The organism is Pseudomonas sp. ASL3, from assembly GCF_056680425.1.
On sequence record NZ_CM155281.1, the window covers coordinates 3599308 to 3617304 of the forward strand.

Here is a 17997-nt window from a genome sequence, read left to right on the forward strand (position 1 = left end):
GTGCTCTCTAGTGATCCGGACTGTCGATGGTCAGTGCCTGCTGCGCCGTAGTGCTGCTGGCCAGCGGCTGGCTGCGGCCTACCCATTCGCCGGCAGTCGGCTGGCCGGCACGGGAGATGCGCGCAACCAATTGGACTTCAGGAAAGTTCGACAGTTTCAGTTGCGGCATCATTGCGTCGGCATCGGCCAGTTCGACTTCAGCCGGCAGGTCGGCCACAGTCAGGCGTTTGACCGCCAACGGCATCGGCGGACCTGAGGTGGCGCGGGCAAAGATGAACACGCTGTCGCCCGGTTTGACACTGGCTTTGAGCGAATCAGCCAGATCGACACGGACCTTGAGCAAAGCCGCCACCTTGTTCTCAACCGCAGGCGGCCTGGCAGCAGCCACTGGCGCCTCAGTCACCTTGCCACCGCCCGCTACCAGCTTCTCGCCAGCACGGGCGATACCACCTTCGAGTGCGGAGCGGGAAGGGTCTTCGGGAGGCAGTACCGCCAACAAGCGTTTCCAGTAATCCATAGCCTGTTGATAACGCTCGCTTTCGAAGGCCGCGATCCCCAACAGACCCAGGCTGGTGACTTCGTTCGGGTCGGCCTTGAGGGCTTCATCGGTCAACGCCTGAACCTGCGGTGTAAACTTCTTGTCGCCCGCGAAATACAGCGCCTGCGCCCACTGCCCAAGTAGTTCCGGCTGACGTCCAGCCAAGACCACGGAGCGTTCGAACATCCTCGCCGCATCGGCCGGGCGGTCTTGAGCCATGTAGGTGCGGGCGAGGAAGTACAGACCTTCCGCCGAGTCCGGCTGGGCTTTTACCGCACGCTCCAGGCGGCTGGACATTTCATCCAGGGATTTCGGTGCCTGAGCGAATTCGCGGCTCAGTTCGACTTTGTCGCTGGCGCCATAATGCAGGTACAGCGCCAGACCCAACACCGGCACCAACAGCGCCGCCAGCAATGGCAACGGCTTGCCCAGACGCGAAGTACGCAGGGTGTCGGCGCCCTCAGTGTCAGCCAGCAGTTCACGAGCAGCTTCGGCACGGCCGGCGTCCATCTGCGCCGAAGAGAGTACGCCCTCCTCCAGCTGGCCTTGCAGTTCGGCCAGACGCTCCTGATACAGGGCAACATTGAGCGCGGTACGATCCTCTTCGCTTTGGGCGCGACGGCCACGCAGAACAGGGATCAACAAGAAACTCAGGGCCACCAGCAACAGCAGGCCGGCAGCTAGCCAGAAATCAATCATTCGTGGTTTTTATCCAACAGTTGGGCGAGGCGCTGACGCTCCTCGTCGGAAAGAACGTCCGCATCCTCGGTACGCTTGCCGCGCCGACGCGACACAATCACACCCATCACCAGCACGCCACCGATCAGCAAGCCTGCCGGGCCGAACCAGAGCAGCCAGGTGCGCGAATTGAGTGCCGGTTTGTAGCGCACGAATTCGCCGTAGCGATCGACCATGAAGTCGATGATCTGTTGATTACTCTGGCCTTCGCCGAGCATGCGGTAGATCTCTTTGCGCAGGTCGGCGGCAATCGGTGCATTGGAGTCGGCGATGTCCTGGTTCTGGCATTTTGGGCAGCGCAGTTCCTTGGTCAATTCGGCGTAACGCGCGCGCTCGGCTTCATCCCGAAACTCGTAGGAATCAATGGCCGCCTGAGCCACGCCGGCCAGGCCAAGGCTCAATACAGCCGCGGCTAACCAACGCTTCATGGCTTGGCCTCGTCGACCAGTCCTTGATACAAGCCCGCCAGTTGTTCACGCCAGACGGTCTCGTCGATCACACCCACGTGCTTGTAACGAATCACGCCTTTGCCGTCGATCAGGAAGGTTTCCGGCGCGCCGTACACCCCCAGGTTCAGACCGAGGTTGCCGGCCTCATCGTTGATGGTCATCTGATAAGGGTTGTGGAACTCCTTCAGCCATTTCAGCGCGTCGGCGTTCACGTCCTTGTAGTTGATGCCGTAGATCACCACGCCTTGCTGAGCCAGCTTGTTTAGCACCGGATGTTCTACGCGGCAGGAAATGCACCAGGTGCCCCAGACGTTGACCAATGCCGGTTTGCCCAGCAGATCGGCCTGGGTGATGACCTTGCCGCCTTGCACATCCGGCAGGGAAAACGCCGGAAACTGTTTGCCGATCATCGCTGACGGCAGCTCGGCCGGGTCAAGGTACAGACCACGGTAGAGAAACGCCGCCACGCCCAGAAACAACACCAGCGGTACTAACAGAATCCAACGCTTCATACCGCGGCTCCCGACAGGCCCAATGCATCACGTACTTTGCTTTTGACCTTGACCCGGTAACGTCTGTCCATTGCTGCCAACAATCCGCCCAGGCCGGTGAACAAACCGCCAAACCAGATCCAGCGCACGAACGGCTTGACGTGAACCCGTACCGCCCAGGCGCCATCACCCAGCGGTTCGCCGAGCGCAACGTACAGATCGCGGCTGAAACCGGCGTCGATACCGGCTTCAGTCATCATCGACTGCTGCACGGTGTACAGACGTTTTTCCGGGTGCAGAACGGTGACCTCCTTGCCGTCTACCAGCACACGGATGGTGCCTTTATCGGAGGTGAAGTTCGGGCCCTGGAAGTGCTTGGCACCGTCAAAGACGAACATATAGCCGCCCAGTTCCATGGATTCGCCCGGCGCCATGCGCAGGTCACGCTCAGCGCTGTTCTGGCTGGACAGGACCACACCCAAAGCGCAGATGGCGATGCCGATGTGCGCGATTTGCATGCCCCAGTAGCTGCGGGTCAAGCCGCGAGCGCCTTTGACCAGACCTTTGTGGCGGGTCTTGTCCAACAGGTCGCGTACGCCAGCCAGGAGCACCCAGGCCGCGAGCATGAAGGTCGCCAGCACCGCCCATTGGAAATCGCCGAGGACGAAGCCGGCAACCACTGCCAACAGCGCACTGCCGACCAACACCGGCGCCAGCATGCTCACCAGCCATTTGACCGGCGTGTCTTTCCAGCGCACCAGCACACCGACCGCCATCACGATCATCAGCAGCGCCATCAATGGCACGAACAACGCATTGAAGTAAGGCGGGCCGACCGACATTTTCGCGCCGCTCAGCGCATCGACCACTAACGGATACAGGGTGCCCAACAGAATCATCGACGCGGCGACCACCAGCACCAGGTTATTGCCCAGCAACAGGGTTTCACGCGACCACAAGGCGAAGCCAACGTGGCTTTTCACCACCGGCGCGCGGAACGCGAACAACGTCAGCGAGCCACCGACCACCAGCAGCAGGAAGATCAGGATGAACACGCCACGGGCCGGGTCGGACGCAAACGCATGCACTGACGTCAGCACGCCGGAACGAACCAGGAAGGTGCCCAGCAAGCTCAGCGAGAATGCGGCAATCGCCAGCAACACGGTCCAGCTTTTGAACACGCCACGTTTTTCGGTGACTGCCAGGGAGTGAATCAGCGCGGTGCCGACCAGCCATGGCATGAAGGAGGCGTTTTCCACCGGGTCCCAGAACCACCAGCCGCCCCAGCCGAGTTCGTAGTAAGCCCACCAGGAGCCGAGGGTGATGCCGATGCCGAGGAAAGCCCAGGCGACGATGGTCCATGGCCGCGACCAGCGCGCCCAGGCGGCGTCCAGACGTCCGCCGAGCAAGGCCGCAATGGCAAAGGCGAAGGCCACCGAGAAACCGACATAGCCCATGTACAGCATCGGCGGATGCACGATCAGGCCGATGTCCTGCAGCAAGGGATTAAGGTCGTGACCATCGGCCGGGATCTGCGGCAGGATGCGCGAAAACGGGTTGGACGTAAGGGTCAGGAACAGCAGGAAGCCAACGCTGATCATGCCCATCACGGCCAGTACACGCGCCAGCATCACTTGCGGCAATTGTCGGGAGAAGATCGACACGGCGAAGGTCCAGCCACCGAGAATCAGTGCCCACAGCAACAACGAGCCTTCGTGAGCGCCCCACACCGCACTGAACTTGAAGTACCAGGGCAAGGAGCTGTTGGAGTTGTTGGCCACGTAACCGACCGAGAAATCATCGGTCATGAACGAGTAGGTCAGGCTGCCAAAGGCGAACACGAGGAAGGCAAATTGCCCCCAGGCGGCCGGCTGGGCCAGGCTCATCCACAGGCGATCGCCACGCCAGGCACCGATCAACGGCACGCTGGCCTGGACGATGGCAAAGCACAGCGCCAGAATCATGGCCAGATGGCCGAGTTCGGGAATCATGGTTTCACCCCTGCTTCGATGGTGTGGAGGACTGCATCGGTGCCAACTGGCCGCTGTCTTTCAGCGCTTTGGTGACTTCCGGCGGCATGTATTTCTCGTCGTGCTTGGCCAGCACTTCATCGGCGACGACCACGCCATCGGCATTGAGCTTGCCCAGCGCGACGATGCCCTGCCCTTCCCGGAACAGGTCCGGGAGAATCCCGCGATAGGTGATGGTGACCGACTTGTTGAAATCGGTGACGATAAATTTGACGTCCAGCGAATCGTTGGAGCGTTGCAGCGAGCCCTTCTCGACCATGCCACCGGCGCGAATGCGGGTGTCATGCGGCGCTTCGCCATTAGCGATCTGGCTCGGGGTGTAGAACAGGTTGATGTTCTGCTGCAAGGCGCTCAAGGCCAGAGCCACGGCAACACCGACTCCCGCCAGAATCCCCACGATGATCAACAGACGCTTTTTACGCAGCGGATTCACTTCTGACTCTCCCAGCGCAAACGTCGCGCCTCTTGTTGCAGGTAACGCCGACGCGCCAGCACCGGCACCGCCACGTTGAGGGCCAGGACCGACAGGCAGATGCCATAGGCCGACCAGACATATAAGCCATGGTGACCCATGGCCAGAAATTCACTGAAGGAGGCAAAATTCACAACACGGCTCCTTTCACGGGCACCAGGCCCAGGCTTTTCAGGACCTCGTCCTTGACCCAACTGCTGCGCGCTTCGCGTTTGAGCACTTCAAGGCGCATGCGCAGCAACAGCACCGCGCCAAAGAAACAGTAGAAACCCAGCACCATGAACAGCAACGGCAGCCACATTTCGGCAGGCATCGCCGGTTTCTCGGTGAGGCTGAAGGTCGCGCCCTGGTGCAGGGTGTTCCACCACTCCACCGAATACTTGATGATCGGGATATTGATCACCCCGACAATGGCCAGTACCGCGCAGGCCTTGGCGGCACTCTCACGATTGCTGATAGCGTTGCCGAGCGCAATAAGACCGAAGTACAGGAACAGCAGGATCAGCATCGACGTTAGTCGCGCATCCCAGACCCACCACGAGCCCCAGGTCGGTTTACCCCAGATCGCGCCAGTGACCAGCGCTACGGCGGTCATCCAGGCGCCAATGGGCGCGGCGCATTGCAGCGCGATGTCGGCAACCTTCATCTTCCAGACCAGCCCGACCACACCGGCCACTGCCAGCATGATGTAGCAGGACTGGGCGAGCATGGCCGCCGGGACGTGGATATAGATGATGCGAAAGCTGTTGCCCTGTTGATAGTCCGGCGGCGCGAAGGCCAGGCCCCAGACCAGGCCGATGGCGATCAGCAGCACGGCGGCGATGCTCAGCCAGGGCAGCATGCGCCCGCTGATACCATAAAACCATTTAGGTGAGCCCAGTTTGTGGAACCAGGTCCAACTGATGCTGCCTTTCATCACGTTGCCTTTCATCACGGTGCATCCTGGGTTTTTGCCGATCGCAGCCTTTACACACTGGCGTATCGGAACCTCAATTATTCGCCGACGCTGATCTTCAGGCCAGCCGCTATTGCAAAAGGTGTCAGGGTTACCGCCAGGGCGGTCAGGCTGCCAAGCCAGAGCAGGTAACCGGTTGCCGGCATGCCTTGCAGGGCCGCTTGCAACGCGCCACTGCCGAGGATCAATACCGGGATGTACAACGGCAGAATCAACAACGCCAACAACAATCCGCCGCGCTTCAAACCCACCGTCAGGGCCGCGCCTACCGCGCCGAGCAGGCTCAGGATCGGCGTGCCCAGCAGCAGCGAGATCAGCAGCACCGGCAGGCAGTTACCGGGCAAACCCAGCATCAGCGCCAGCAACGGCGCCAACAGCACCAGAGCCAGTCCGGAAAACGCCCAGTGTGCCAGCACCTTGGCCAGAACAAGAAGGGCCAGGGGGTGCGGCGAAAGGACCCACTGCTCCAGTGAGCCGTCTTCAAAATCACTGCGAAACAGCCCGTCAAGCGAGAGCAGGACTGACAATAACGCCGCCACCCAGACTAATCCCGGCGACAAGGTTTGCAACAATTGAGTCTCCGGGCCGACGGCCAGCGGAAACAAAGCAATCACGATCGAAAAAAACACCAGCGGGTTGATCAATTCTGCCGGACGGCGAAACAACAAACGCGCTTCACGGGCAACCAACAGGGTAAAGACATGACTCATACAACCCAATGCCCCAGATCAAGATCCCGATAACCGGCAGGAATGCGGGTCAGTGTGTGGTGGGTAGTCAACACGACCATCCCGCCCTGCTCGCAATGTACGGCCAAGTGCTCTTCGAGCTGGGCCACTCCTTGTTTGTCGAGGGCCGTGAACGGTTCATCGAGAATCCACAAAGGCGGACCTTCGAGATACAGACGCGCCAGCGCTACCCGTCGCTGCTGCCCGGCCGACAAGGTGTGACACGGCACGTCTTCAAAACCACGCAAGCCCACCGATTCCAGCGCCTGCCGGATCTTGTCGCGCTCGGCGGGACGGTGCAAGGCACAGAGCCAGGCCAGGTTTTCTTCAGCGCTCAACAGATCCTTGATACCCGCAGCATGCCCGATCCACAACAGATTGCGTACCAGCTCGGTCCGTTGCTCCGCCAGGGGGTGACCGTTGAGCCGCACCTGACCCGCGGTCGGCTGCATCAGCCCGGCCAGCAAGCGCAGCAGGCTGGTCTTGCCGCTCCCGTTCGGGCCGCTGATTTGCAGCATGTCGCCGGCGGCCAGACGCAGTTCGAGATTCTCGAAGAGCATCCGCCAGTCACGCTCGCAAGCAAGCGCCACGGCTTCTAGAACAGGGCTGGGCATGGCTGACCTTTTCTTTTGATCAAGAGCGGAGCGGTTCAAGTCGGTTAAACAGCGGCCGTTATACTGACGACGATTGAATGAACATCCGGCCTGAAACGGTGGGTCGCAGATACTTTTATGCGTGCCATCGAAGACGGGGCGGCATTATACATGTCATGTCCTGATACCAAGAGGGCAATTTCGACAGGTTGTAACCCCCATGACAGGCGACATCAGCAGCCTTGCTCCGCTCTCCTCCGCCGCCGCTGTGTTGGTCAAGGCGGGCGTGACCCCAAACGATATCCTCAAACTGCTGCAACCGGCCCAAGACCTGATCCCTGCGGGCGGTATCGCTACGGCTCAGGTCGTCGAACAGAAACCGACGGACCAGGCGTTTCAGTTGCTGCTGCGACTGAACCTGGGTAACGGTCAACAACCCTTGGTGCAGACCAGTAGCCAGCAGTCGTTGCCTGTGGGCACCAACCTGCTCGTCAGCCAGCCAACGCCGGGCAGCCTGGCCATTACCGTGCAGCAAGCCTTGAGCAACGCGGTCGCCAGCCTGCTGAGCATCGACACCAAACAATTGCCGGTGGGCACGTTGCTGCAGGGCACGGTGCAGACCAGCCTGCCGCTCGCCCAAGCCGCGGGCCAGCCGACGCTGTATCGCAGCGTGATCACGCTGCTCAACACCCTGCTCGCCGGCACTAGCCTGACCGTTGATAGCCCACAACCGTTGACCGTGGGTAGCCTGCTGAGTGCGCAGGTGCAAGGCTCCCAGTCGTTGAGCTTCGTGCAACTGAGCAACCGGCTCGACCAACTGGTGGTGACCCAGCAACTCAACACTCAACAGAGCCGCCAGGGCTCGCTGGAGGGGCTGATCAAGGTGCTGCAAAACGTTCAGCAAGACGACAGCCTGCCGCCGGCCCTGCGCGCCAGCATTGATACGTTGCTGGACGACCTGCCGGACATCCGGCAAATGGCCGATCCCAAGGCGCTGGCACTGGCACTGAACAGCAGCGGGCCGTTCCTTGAAGCCAAGCTGTTAAGCGGTCAGAACCCCGTCGCCGCCCCGGACATGAAAGCCAACTTGCTGCGGCTGATCGCACAAATCCTCCCTGGCCTGCCCGACAGTACTTACAACGCTGCGGCTGCCGCCAATACCATGGCCCGGATGATGCCCAGTGTCATCCGCAGCGCCTTGGGCACCCTGGGCCTGGTGAGCGCCAAGACGCAACCCAGCAGCTTCCCGCTGATGTCGCGCAACCTGAATGCGGAAAACGCCGAGGACCTGGAGACGCTGCTGAAACTTGCCGCCGCCGCCGTCTCACGCCTGCAAAGCCATCAACTCTCGGGGCTGGAACAGACGCGCACGGCTGCTGACGGCACTCAGTTGACCACCTGGCAGCTGGAAATCCCCATGCGCAACCTGCAGGACATCGTGCCCTTGCAGGTCAAAGTGCAGCGCGAAGACACGCCGAACAAGGACGACGACGCCGGAAAGGACGACGACCTGGTCAAACCGGCGAAGGAAAAACTGTGGCGGGTTGAACTGGCATTCAATCTGGAGCCGCTGGGGCCGTTGCAGGTTCAGGCGCAATTGATTCGCGGCGCCTTGTCCGGCCAGCTGTGGGCTGAACGGCCGGAAAGCGCCAGCCTGATCGCCAACGAATTGGGGCACCTGCGCGAACGATTGATTGCTTCGGGCATTACCGTCAACGAACTGGCCTGCCACCGGGGCACCCCACCACAAGGCCAGCGCACGGCCCTCGAACAACGCTGGATCGACGAGACCGCCTGATGACCCATCCCGAACACACCCCGCGCCAGGCCATCGCCCTTACCTACGACGGCCAACAGGCCCCCACGCTCACTGCCAAAGGCGACGACCAACTGGCTGAAGCGATTCTGGCCATTGCTCGGGAATACGAAGTACCGATCTACGAGAATGCCGAGCTGGTCAAATTGCTGGCGCGCATGGAACTGGGCGACAGTATTCCCGAGGCGCTGTACCGCACCATCGCAGAAATCATCGCGTTTGCCTGGCACCTGAAGGGGAAATTTCCCGAGGGAAGGGATCCGGATGCAGAGCCGGTGGAGCGGGATATAACGCCGACGGCCTGAGTGGCAGTAACTCCGCTTTGTACTCTTGGATTGGGTGTATATCCGGCATTTGTGTGTGCTGGAATTACGGTTCCGCTCTTACAGCGGGTCACTTTTTCAAACGCCAAAAAGTAACCAAAACGCTTTGCCCCTTCATACGGCCCGTCGCCTAGGCTCCGGGTGCCTTCACTCCGGCACCGTTCCGGGGGCCGCCACGACCCGCCATCCATGGCGGGAGTCGTGGCTGGCTCGGCGTCCATGCCTCGCCTCCCCCGGAACAGCGCCTGCGTTCAGCCTTCTGAAAACGGGGCCTGGTCCTGGCCTGTGAGATTGGGTTTTGGGCAGTGCTGATGTAAAAAGCAAGACAATGGCAAAAGCAAAAAAACAGGGCTTTGAGAATGGCTATCGACTGGAAAAACTGTTGCACCTGACATTCAGTCTTCGCAGGCAAGCCTGCTCTCACAGATCGAGGGAAGTCCAAGATTTTGCGTCAATCACAAATCCTGTGGGAGGGCCCGCCCCGTCTTCGACGCCGCGCTGTCGCGCAGCAAACACGGTCAATTGTAGGAGCGCGCTTGCCCGCGATCGGCTGCGGAGCAGTCGCAAAATCGGCGAACTCGATTCTGGCAATAGAACTGTGCTCCATATTTTCGGGACCGCTTCGCGGTCCATCGCGGGCAAGCGCGCTCCTACAAAATAATCTTTTTATTTCAATTGGTTATGCGTTGTTTGATGGAAGCAGGCTTGCCTGCGAAGAATCCAACACAATCTCTCTCGCACCCACCTCTAAAATCTATCTGACAAGATCCAATGTCACAGGCTGGGACAGGCCCCGTGACAGCAGGCCGAACGCAGGTCCTGTTCCGGGGGTGGCGAGGCAGGACGCCGAGCCAGCCACGACTCCCGCCATGGATGGCGGGTCGTGGCGGGCCCCCGGAACAGGACCGGAGTGAGGGTACGCGGAGCCTAGGCGACGCGCCGTATGAAGGGGCAAGCGTTTTTGGTTACTTTTGGGGCGTTTTGCCAAAAGTGACCCGCTGTAAGAGCGGAACCATAATCCCGGTACACACAAATGCCGGATATACACGCCAGTTCCAGAGGCTTACCCCCGCCGTGGCGACTCATGCATTTTGCTCATCAACTGAGCTTCTGCCTGGGTCAGGCCGCAGGATTGGGTCAGTTCATCGGCAGTGGCGCCCATGCCGACCAAGCGGGCAGCCTGGGCGAAGGACAGGCTGGTAGGGTCGCGCTGTTCGAGCTGAGTCAGTTTGTCAGGCAAAGGCCCGACCACCGCGCGCAGTTCGTGCAGGTCTTCGCCCATGCGAATGGTGCCGCTCTGGTAGTCGTCCAGACGTTTGGCCAGCTCCTTGAGCCGTTGATCGCGCAGCGCATTGCCTTCGGCCTGCTGCGCAACCAACAGCCGCTGGCGCTTGCTGTATGACAGGAACAACGCCAGCGACAGCACCCAAAGAATGCCCAAAAAAACGACAGCAGCCTCAACGATCAATCAGATATTCTCCAGCTCGGACCACTCTTCTTCGGACATCATCTTGTCCAGCTCGACGAGGATCAGCAATTCACCGTTCTTATTGCACACGCCCTGGATGAACTTGGCCGATTCGTCATTGCCCACGTTCGGCGCGGTTTCGACTTCCGACTGACGCAGGTAAACCACTTCAGCCACGCTATCGACCAGAATCCCGACCACTTGCTTGTCGGCTTCGATGATCACGACTCGCGTGTTGTCGCTGACTTCAACCGGGGCCAGGCCAAAGCGCTGGCGGGTGTCGATCACGGTCACGACGTTACCGCGCAGGTTGATGATGCCCAGCACGTAGCTCGGCGCACCCGGCACTGGCGCGATTTCTGTGTAGCGCAGCACTTCCTGAACCTGCATCACGTTGATGCCGTAAGACTCGTTGTCCAGGCGGAAGGTAACCCACTGCAGGATAGGATCTTCGGAACCTTGTGCAGACGACTTATTCATACCCCTAACCCCTCAAGTGTGTGCTGTACAGACGGCACTGGATGCCGCCCTATGATTATTTGATGATGCCCATCTGCTTGACCGCGCCACTGGCTATCAGCTCGGCCAATTCGGAAACATCCAGCAGCGCGCACATGTGTTCGATCACTGTGCCCGCGAGCCAGGGACGCTGGCCGCGCTGGGTGCGCCATTTGATTTCGTTCGGGTCCAGGCGCAACGAGCGGCTGACGTGATGCACAGCCAGCCCCCACTCATAGCCCTGAACCGAGATCACGTATTGCAGGCCCTGACGGAAATCGTCGCGGTAGCGGTCCGGCATGACCCAGCGCGCAGTATCGAGCACCTTCAGGTTGCCGCCCTGGCTGGGCAAAATGCCGAGAAACCAGTCCGGCTGACCGAACAGCGGTGTCAATTCATGCCCGGCCAATGAATAGATCGACCCCAGGCAAACCAGCGGTACGGCCAGCGTCAGCCCCGCGACATCGAACAGCAGGCACTCGAACGGCTCGGCGGCCCACGCCGGTCTGCCATCCGTGGACAACGGCGGTGGCGTACCGCGGTTGCCCGGAAGGTGCACGTCCACCACCGGTTCGACCAGCGCCATGGTCGGCGTTGCAACCGGTTGCGCTTCAACCACTGTGGGTGCCAGCGCGACAGGTACCGGCACAACCACTTCAGCGATCACGGCAACCGGCACCACCACCGGTTCAGGCGCGACAACCGGCAACGAAGCCAGCGCCACGCGAACCACAGCATCACGCGCCTGCTCTTCAAGCACCGCGGCCTGGAATTCGTCCAGGCTGGAGTTGATGTCCAGCTCTTCAGTGGCGTCCTGAAGCAAGGCATCCAGATAAGACTGCAGCGCCAATTGTGGCCGTGTTGCGATATCGACAGGGCGGCTCATAAAGGTGCCCATACATGAGATCCGTAGAAATAGCCTTCACTGGTTATCGGCTGCACTGGCGCCCGACTTGAACCTGTCGGCGAGTCATGCGCAAACACCTCAAGCGACCTGTGCAACGAGTTGCTGGGAAAGCAGGTCTTTGAGCAACGCTCGATAGGCCAGCACACCCCGGCTTTTGTTGTCGAACTGCGAAGGCGTCAACCCTACCCTGCTGGCATCGCGCAGACGCGTATCCACCGGCACATAAGCCTTCCAGATGTTGTCCGGGTAGCTGTCGCGCAATACCTTCAAGGTGCCCATGGACGCCTGCGTGCGGCGGTCGAACAAGGTCGGGACGATGGTGTACGGCAGCGCCACTTTTCGTGAACGATTGATCATCGCCAGCGTACTGACCATACGTTCCAGGCCCTTGACCGCGAGGAATTCGGTTTGCACCGGGATCACCAACTGCTGGCTGGCCGCCAAGGCATTGACCATCAACACGCCGAGCAACGGCGGACTGTCGATGATCGCGTAATCGAAGTCCTGCCAGAGCTGCGCCAGGCTTTTGGCAATCACCAGGCCCAGGCCGCTTTGTCCCGGCGATTGACGCTCCAGCACCGCCAGCGCCGTGCTCGATGGCAGCAGGGAAATATGCTCATCACTGGTGGGCAACAGCAACTGACCCGGCAGGCCTTCAGGCACCACGCCCTTGTGCAGGAACAGGTCGTAGCAGCTGTGCTCAAGCGTGTCGGGGTTGTGCCCGAAGTAGCTGGTCATGGAGCCGTGGGGGTCGAGGTCGACAACGACCACGCGCTTGCCCGCCTCTGCCAGCAGACCGGCTAGAGCGATGGAAGAAGTGGTCTTACCGACACCACCTTTTTGGTTGGCTACTGCCCAGACTCTCATTGTGCTTTTTCCTCCCGGCAAGGCGTTGGCCTAACCGAGAATTGACTATAAGGCAGGTGACGGAGAATTGACGGCGTTCCCGCGTACCGGCTGTGTAACATGGGTCGGTGCAGTTTGTGTGCCAGCACGCCTCAACGCGGCATCGGGTTTTACATTGGCACTGCCCGCGCCCGTGATGCTGCGGCGCACTTCCAGATTGCGTGAAATCACCAGCACCACGCGACGGTTGTGGGCACGGCCCTCGGCAGTCGTGTTGGAGGCGACCGGCTGGAACTCGCCGTAGCCGACCGACGCCATGCGTGCCGGGTTGATTCCGTCGATAGCCAGCATGCGCACGATGCTCGCAGCCCGTGCCGAGGACAATTCCCAATTGGTTGGGTACTGCGCCGTGCGGATCGGCTGGTCATCGGTGAAGCCTTCGACATGCACCGGGTTGTCGAAGGGATGCAGAATCTTCGCGACCTTCTCGATGATGTTGAATGCGATGTCGCTGGGCATGGCGTCGCCGCTGCCGAACAACAGGCTGGAGTTGAGTTCGATTTCAATCCACAGTTCGTTGCCACGGACCGTCAATTGATTGGATTTGATCAAATCGCCAAAGGCATCGCGCACGTCATCGGCAATCGCCTGCAAAGGATTGACCGAGTTCTGTGCGAGACCTGCGTCGACCTGCTCGCTGTCCTTGATCAACGGCTCGGCTGGCTTGACCGTCAGCGGCTTTTCGTCACCGATAGGGATCGGCCTGAGGCTGCGGTCAGGCTCGTTGAAAGCACCGATCAAGGCCTGCGAGAGCACCTTGTACTTGCCCTCGTTGAGCGATGAAATCGAATACATCACCACAAAAAAAGCGAACAGCAAGGTGATGAAGTCGGCGTAGGACACCAGCCAACGTTCGTGATTTTCATGCTCTTCGGGCGGGCGACGACGGGCCATGGCTAGTGCATCACTCCATAAAGCCTTGCAGCTTCAATTCGATCGAGCGCGGGTTCTCGCCTTCTGCGATGGACAAAATGCCTTCGAGCAGCATCTCGCGGTAACGCGACTGACGCATGGCAACGGCTTTGAGCTTGTTGGCGATCGGCAGCAGTATCAGGTTGGCCGACGCCACACCGTAGATGGTGGCGACGAATGCCACGGCAATCCCGTTACCCAACTGGCTCGGGTCTGCCAGGTTGCCCATCACATGGATCAGGCCCATGACCGCACCGATAATGCCGATGGTCGGCGCGTAGCCGCCCATGCTTTCGAACACCTTGGCGGCCTGGATGTCGCGGGTTTCCTGGGTGATGAAATCCACTTCCAGAATGCTCCGAATGGCCTCGGGCTCAGCGCCGTCGACCAACAGTTGCAAGCCTTTTCGGGAGTAGCTATCGCTCTCCGCGTCCGCTATCGATTCAAGCCCGAGCAAGCCTTCCTTGCGCGCGGTCAGGCTCCAGTTGACGACGCGGTCGATGCCGCCAGCCAGATCGATGCGCGGCGGGAACAGAATCCATCCCACGATCTGCATGGCGCGCATGAAGGCACTCATCGGTGCCTGCAACAGCGAAGCCGCCAGGGTGCCGCCCAATACGATCAACGCCGCCGGACCGTTGAGCAGCGCAGTCAGGTGTCCGCCTTCCAGGAAGTTGCCGCCAATGATGGCGACAAAAGCCAGGATGATCCCGATCAGGCTCAGTACATCCATCAGAGACAGGCCTCGACCAAATGCTTGCCGATCTCGTCCAGGCCGTATACCGCATCAGCGAGGTTGGCTTTGACGATCGCCATGGGCATGCCGTAAATCACACAGCTCGCCTCGTCCTGCGCCCAGATATGGCTGCCGCCCTGCTTGAGCAGACGCGCGCCTTCGCGACCATCGGCGCCCATGCCGGTGAGCACCACCGCCAAAACCTTGTCGCCGTAGGACTTGGCCGCCGAACCGAAGGTGATGTCCACGCAAGGCTTGTAATTCAGACGCTCGTCGCCGGGCAGGATTTTCACCGCGCCGCGACCGTCGATCATCATTTGTTTACCGCCAGGGGCCAGCAATGCCAGACCCGGACGCAAAATATCACCGTCTTCGGCTTCTTTGACGCTGATCTGGCACAGCTTGTCCAGACGCTCGGCAAACGCCTTGGTGAACGCCGCCGGCATGTGCTGGATCAGCACGATAGGCGCCGGAAAGTTGGCCGGCAGCTGCGTCAGCACTCGCTGCAGCGCCACCGGGCCACCGGTTGACGTACCAATCGCCACCAGCTTATAGGCTTTGCGCTTGGGTGCCGGTGAGTAGGTCGAGGCCGCCGGTACAGGCGCGGACGCCGGACGGACCGGCAGGCTGCGGGGAATCGTCGATCCGGTACTGAAGGTGCTGGTGGCAGACGGCGCAGCGCTGGTTACAGACGGCGCCGCGACTTGCGGCGCCGAAGCGGTATAGCCGCTGAAACGACGATTGCTGCGCGAGATGGTGTGGATCTTTTCGCACAGCAGTTGCTTGACCTTCTCCGGGTTACGCGAGATATCTTCGAAGTTTTTCGGCAGGAAATCGACTGCACCGGCATCCAGCGCGTCCAGCGTGACACGGGCGCCTTCATGGGTCAGTGAGGAGAACATCAGGACCGGTGTCGGGATGCGCTGCATGATGTGCCGCACCGCCGTGATGCCGTCCATCATCGGCATCTCATAGTCCATGGTAATCACGTCAGGCTTGAGCGCCAGCGCTTGTTCTATGGCTTCCTTGCCGTTAGTCGCCGTGCCGACTACCTGGATATTCGGGTCCGCAGAAAGAATTTCAGAGACGCGGCGGCGGAAGAAACCTGAATCGTCCACCACCAGGACCTTAACTACCATAAACACTCCAATAGGCGCTGCGGACGCTTGGCGCGACCCGCAGCACCGGAATCAAATACGCCGCGCGGCGTAACGCTTGAGCATGCTCGGTACATCGAGAATCAAGGCAATCCGACCGTCACCGGTAATGGTGGCGCCCGACATACCCGGCGTTCCCTGCAGCATTTTGCCCAGCGGCTTGATGACCACTTCTTCCTGACCCACCAGTTGATCGACAACGAAGCCGATGCGCTGGGTGCCGACCGACAGGATCACCACATGACCCTCACGCTGTTCCTCGTGAGCAGCCGATGCGACCAGCCAACGCTTGAGATAGAACAGTGGCAAGGCCTTGTCGCGCACGATGACCACTTCCTGGCCATCGACGACGTTGGTCCGCGACAGGTCAAGGTGGAAGATCTCGTTGACGTTGACCAGCGGGAAGGCAAACGCCTGATTGCCGAGCATCACCATCAGGGTCGGCATGATCGCCAGGGTCAACGGCACCTTGATGATGATTTTCGAGCCCAGGCCCTTGGTCGAGTGGATGTTGATCGAACCGTTGAGCTGGGCAATCTTGGTTTTCACCACGTCCATGCCCACGCCACGCCCGGACACATCGGAGATCTCGGTTTTGGTCGAGAACCCTGGGGCGAAGATCAGGTTGTAGCAGTCGGTGTCGCTCAGGCGGTCGGCGGCATCCTTGTCCATCACGCCTCGTTTCACGGCGATGGCACGCAGGACGTTAGGGTCCATGCCTTTGCCGTCATCGGAAATCGACAGCAGGATGTGGTCACCTTCCTGTTCCGCCGAAAGAATCACTCGACCGCCACGGGACTTGCCTGACGCTTCGCGTTCTTCCGGGGATTCGATCCCGTGGTCCACCGCGTTGCGCACCAAGTGGACCAGCGGATCGGCCAGCGCCTCGACCAGGTTCTTGTCCAGGTCGGTTTCTTCGCCGACCAGTTCCAGATTGATCTCTTTCTTCAACTGACGCGCAAGGTCGCGGACCAGACGCGGGAAGCGGCCGAAGACTTTCTTGATCGGCTGCATGCGGGTTTTCATCACCGCGGTCTGCAGATCAGCTGTCACCACGTCAAGGTTCGACACCGCCTTGGACATGGCTTCATCGCCGCTGTTGAGGCCCAGGCGGACCAGGCGGTTACGCACCAACACCAACTCGCCGACCATGTTCATGATTTCGTCGAGGCGTGCGGTATCGACCCGTACGGTGGTTTCAGCTTCCGACGCCGCTGGTTTATCCGGTTTATCCGGTGCTGGCGCTCTGGCCGGAGCCGGGGCCGGGGCTGCAGCAGCCCGCGCCGGTTCAGGCGCTTTCACCACAGCAGCCTTGGCGGCCACGGGTGCAGGTGCTGCAACAGCTGCAATAGCTTCGGGCTCGAACTTGCCTTTGCCGTGCAGCTCGTCGAGCAGCGCTTCAAATTCGTTGTCGGAGATGTGATCGCCATTCGCGGCAACCGCAGCACCTTGCGGCACAGCAGCGACAGCGGCTACTGGCGCGACAGTCTCAGCGGCGAACGTGCCTTTGCCGTGCAACTGATCGAGCAGTGCTTCGAATTCATCGTCGGTAATTTCATTGCTGGCAGGAGCTGCGGCGGCCGCGACCGGCGCAGCAGGTGCTGCCTCAACGGCGAACTGGCCTTTGCCGTGCAGTTGATCGAGCAGCGATTCGAACTCGGCATCGCTGATCTCGTCACCGGTGTCAGGGCCTCCGGCATACGCCGAAACCGGCGCAGCCGAGGCTGGCGTTACCGCGGAGGCCGCAGCCTGCGCCTTGACCGCGTTGAGCGAGTCCAGCAATTGTTCGAATTCGTTATCGGTAATGTCTTCGGACACCGGCTCCGGCTCAACGCTGACCGGCGCAGCCGCAGCGATCTCAACAGCAGACGCCGGCTCGGCCAGACGCGCCAATGCTGCAAGCAGCTCTGGCGTGGCCGGGGTCACGTCGGTGCGCTCACGCACTTCAGAGAACATGCCGTTGACCGCATCCAATGCTTCCAGGACCACGTCCATCAATTCCGAGTCGACGCGACGCTCACCCTTGCGCAGGATGTCGAAGACGTTCTCGGCGATGTGACAGCACTCCACCAGCTCATGGAGCTGGAGGAAGCCGGCGCCCCCTTTTACAGTGTGAAAACCGCGAAAAATTGCATTGAGCAAGTCCGCATCATCAGGTCGGCTTTCCAGCTCGACCAGCTGCTCGGACAATTGCTCGAGAATCTCGCCGGCCTCTACCAGGAAATCCTGAAGGATTTCTTCATCGGCGCCGAAGCTCATTGGGGTGCTCCCTAAAATTAA

Annotated in this window: 19 protein-coding genes; 2 read left to right on the forward strand and 17 right to left on the reverse strand. The window is 60.5% G+C overall.

The window, feature by feature from the left end:
• Nucleotides 1–7: 7 nt before the first annotated feature.
• The 9 genes from ccmI to ccmA form a co-directional block, all read right to left on the reverse strand.
• Complete coding sequence (gene ccmI / locus AC1MEE_RS16635) at nucleotides 8–1237, reverse strand: c-type cytochrome biogenesis protein CcmI (RefSeq protein ID WP_480410699.1); 1230 nt, start codon at nucleotides 1235–1237, stop codon at nucleotides 8–10.
• Entirely contained in the window at nucleotides 1234–1704 is a 471-nt protein-coding gene (locus tag AC1MEE_RS16640) for a cytochrome c-type biogenesis protein (RefSeq protein WP_480410700.1), read from the reverse strand. Before AC1MEE_RS16640 ends, ccmI begins: the two co-directional genes overlap by 4 nt.
• Complete coding sequence (locus AC1MEE_RS16645) at nucleotides 1701–2237, reverse strand: DsbE family thiol:disulfide interchange protein (protein ID WP_480410701.1); 537 nt, start codon at nucleotides 2235–2237, stop codon at nucleotides 1701–1703. Before AC1MEE_RS16645 ends, AC1MEE_RS16640 begins: the two co-directional genes overlap by 4 nt.
• The gene (locus AC1MEE_RS16650) at nucleotides 2234–4207 is read right to left on the reverse strand and encodes a heme lyase CcmF/NrfE family subunit (protein ID WP_480410702.1); all 1974 of its coding nucleotides are present in this window, start codon (nucleotides 4205–4207) and stop codon (nucleotides 2234–2236) included. Before AC1MEE_RS16650 ends, AC1MEE_RS16645 begins: the two co-directional genes overlap by 4 nt.
• A gap of 4 nt (nucleotides 4208–4211) precedes the next feature.
• A complete protein-coding gene (ccmE, locus tag AC1MEE_RS16655) occupies nucleotides 4212–4679 on the reverse strand; it encodes a cytochrome c maturation protein CcmE (RefSeq protein WP_480410703.1) in 468 nt (155 codons plus the stop codon).
• Nucleotides 4676–4852, reverse strand: a complete 177-nt coding sequence (gene ccmD, locus AC1MEE_RS16660; protein WP_480410704.1) for a heme exporter protein CcmD — start codon at nucleotides 4850–4852, stop codon at nucleotides 4676–4678. Before ccmD ends, ccmE begins: the two co-directional genes overlap by 4 nt.
• The gene (locus AC1MEE_RS16665; RefSeq protein ID WP_480416250.1) at nucleotides 4849–5634 is read right to left on the reverse strand and encodes a heme ABC transporter permease; all 786 of its coding nucleotides are present in this window, start codon (nucleotides 5632–5634) and stop codon (nucleotides 4849–4851) included. The genes ccmD and AC1MEE_RS16665 overlap by 4 nt, the downstream gene beginning before the upstream one ends.
• A gap of 77 nt (nucleotides 5635–5711) precedes the next feature.
• Entirely contained in the window at nucleotides 5712–6383 is a 672-nt protein-coding gene (ccmB, locus tag AC1MEE_RS16670; protein WP_480410705.1) for a heme exporter protein CcmB, read from the reverse strand.
• Nucleotides 6380–7015 (reverse strand): cytochrome c biogenesis heme-transporting ATPase CcmA, encoded by a 636-nt coding sequence (ccmA, locus tag AC1MEE_RS16675; RefSeq protein WP_480410706.1) that lies wholly within the window; start codon nucleotides 7013–7015, stop codon nucleotides 6380–6382. Before ccmA ends, ccmB begins: the two co-directional genes overlap by 4 nt.
• Before the next feature lie 199 nt (nucleotides 7016–7214).
• On the opposite strand from ccmA, the gene fliK reads away from it, so the two are divergent.
• Nucleotides 7215–8792, forward strand: a complete 1578-nt coding sequence (gene fliK, locus AC1MEE_RS16680) for a flagellar hook-length control protein FliK (protein WP_480410707.1) — start codon at nucleotides 7215–7217, stop codon at nucleotides 8790–8792.
• Nucleotides 8792–9115, forward strand: a complete 324-nt coding sequence (locus AC1MEE_RS16685) for an EscU/YscU/HrcU family type III secretion system export apparatus switch protein (RefSeq protein ID WP_480410708.1) — start codon at nucleotides 8792–8794, stop codon at nucleotides 9113–9115. Before fliK ends, AC1MEE_RS16685 begins: the two co-directional genes overlap by 1 nt.
• A gap of 1081 nt (nucleotides 9116–10196) precedes the next feature.
• On the opposite strand, the gene AC1MEE_RS16690 is transcribed toward AC1MEE_RS16685, so the two are convergent.
• The 8 genes from AC1MEE_RS16690 to AC1MEE_RS16725 form a co-directional block, all read right to left on the reverse strand.
• On the reverse strand, nucleotides 10197–10601 hold the full coding sequence (locus AC1MEE_RS16690; RefSeq protein WP_480410709.1) for a DUF2802 domain-containing protein: 405 nt from the start codon (nucleotides 10599–10601) through the stop codon (nucleotides 10197–10199).
• Nucleotides 10602–11081: a chemotaxis protein CheW gene (locus AC1MEE_RS16695; RefSeq protein WP_480410710.1), complete on the reverse strand. Its 480-nt coding sequence runs from the start codon at nucleotides 11079–11081 to the stop codon at nucleotides 10602–10604.
• Nucleotides 11082–11136: 55 nt separating this feature from the next.
• Complete coding sequence (locus tag AC1MEE_RS16700) at nucleotides 11137–11985, reverse strand: CheW domain-containing protein (RefSeq protein WP_480410711.1); 849 nt, start codon at nucleotides 11983–11985, stop codon at nucleotides 11137–11139.
• A gap of 99 nt (nucleotides 11986–12084) precedes the next feature.
• Complete coding sequence (locus AC1MEE_RS16705; RefSeq protein ID WP_480410712.1) at nucleotides 12085–12873, reverse strand: ParA family protein; 789 nt, start codon at nucleotides 12871–12873, stop codon at nucleotides 12085–12087.
• A gap of 45 nt (nucleotides 12874–12918) precedes the next feature.
• Entirely contained in the window at nucleotides 12919–13806 is an 888-nt protein-coding gene (gene motD, locus AC1MEE_RS16710) for a flagellar motor protein MotD (protein ID WP_480410713.1), read from the reverse strand.
• Nucleotides 13807–13816: 10 nt separating this feature from the next.
• The gene (locus AC1MEE_RS16715) at nucleotides 13817–14557 is read right to left on the reverse strand and encodes a flagellar motor protein (protein ID WP_480410714.1); all 741 of its coding nucleotides are present in this window, start codon (nucleotides 14555–14557) and stop codon (nucleotides 13817–13819) included.
• On the reverse strand, nucleotides 14557–15699 hold the full coding sequence (locus AC1MEE_RS16720) for a protein-glutamate methylesterase/protein-glutamine glutaminase (protein WP_480410715.1): 1143 nt from the start codon (nucleotides 15697–15699) through the stop codon (nucleotides 14557–14559). The genes AC1MEE_RS16715 and AC1MEE_RS16720 overlap by 1 nt, the downstream gene beginning before the upstream one ends.
• A 51-nt stretch (nucleotides 15700–15750) precedes the next feature.
• A complete protein-coding gene (locus tag AC1MEE_RS16725) occupies nucleotides 15751–17976 on the reverse strand; it encodes a chemotaxis protein CheA (RefSeq protein ID WP_480410716.1) in 2226 nt (741 codons plus the stop codon).
• Nucleotides 17977–17997: the final 21 nt, after the last annotated feature.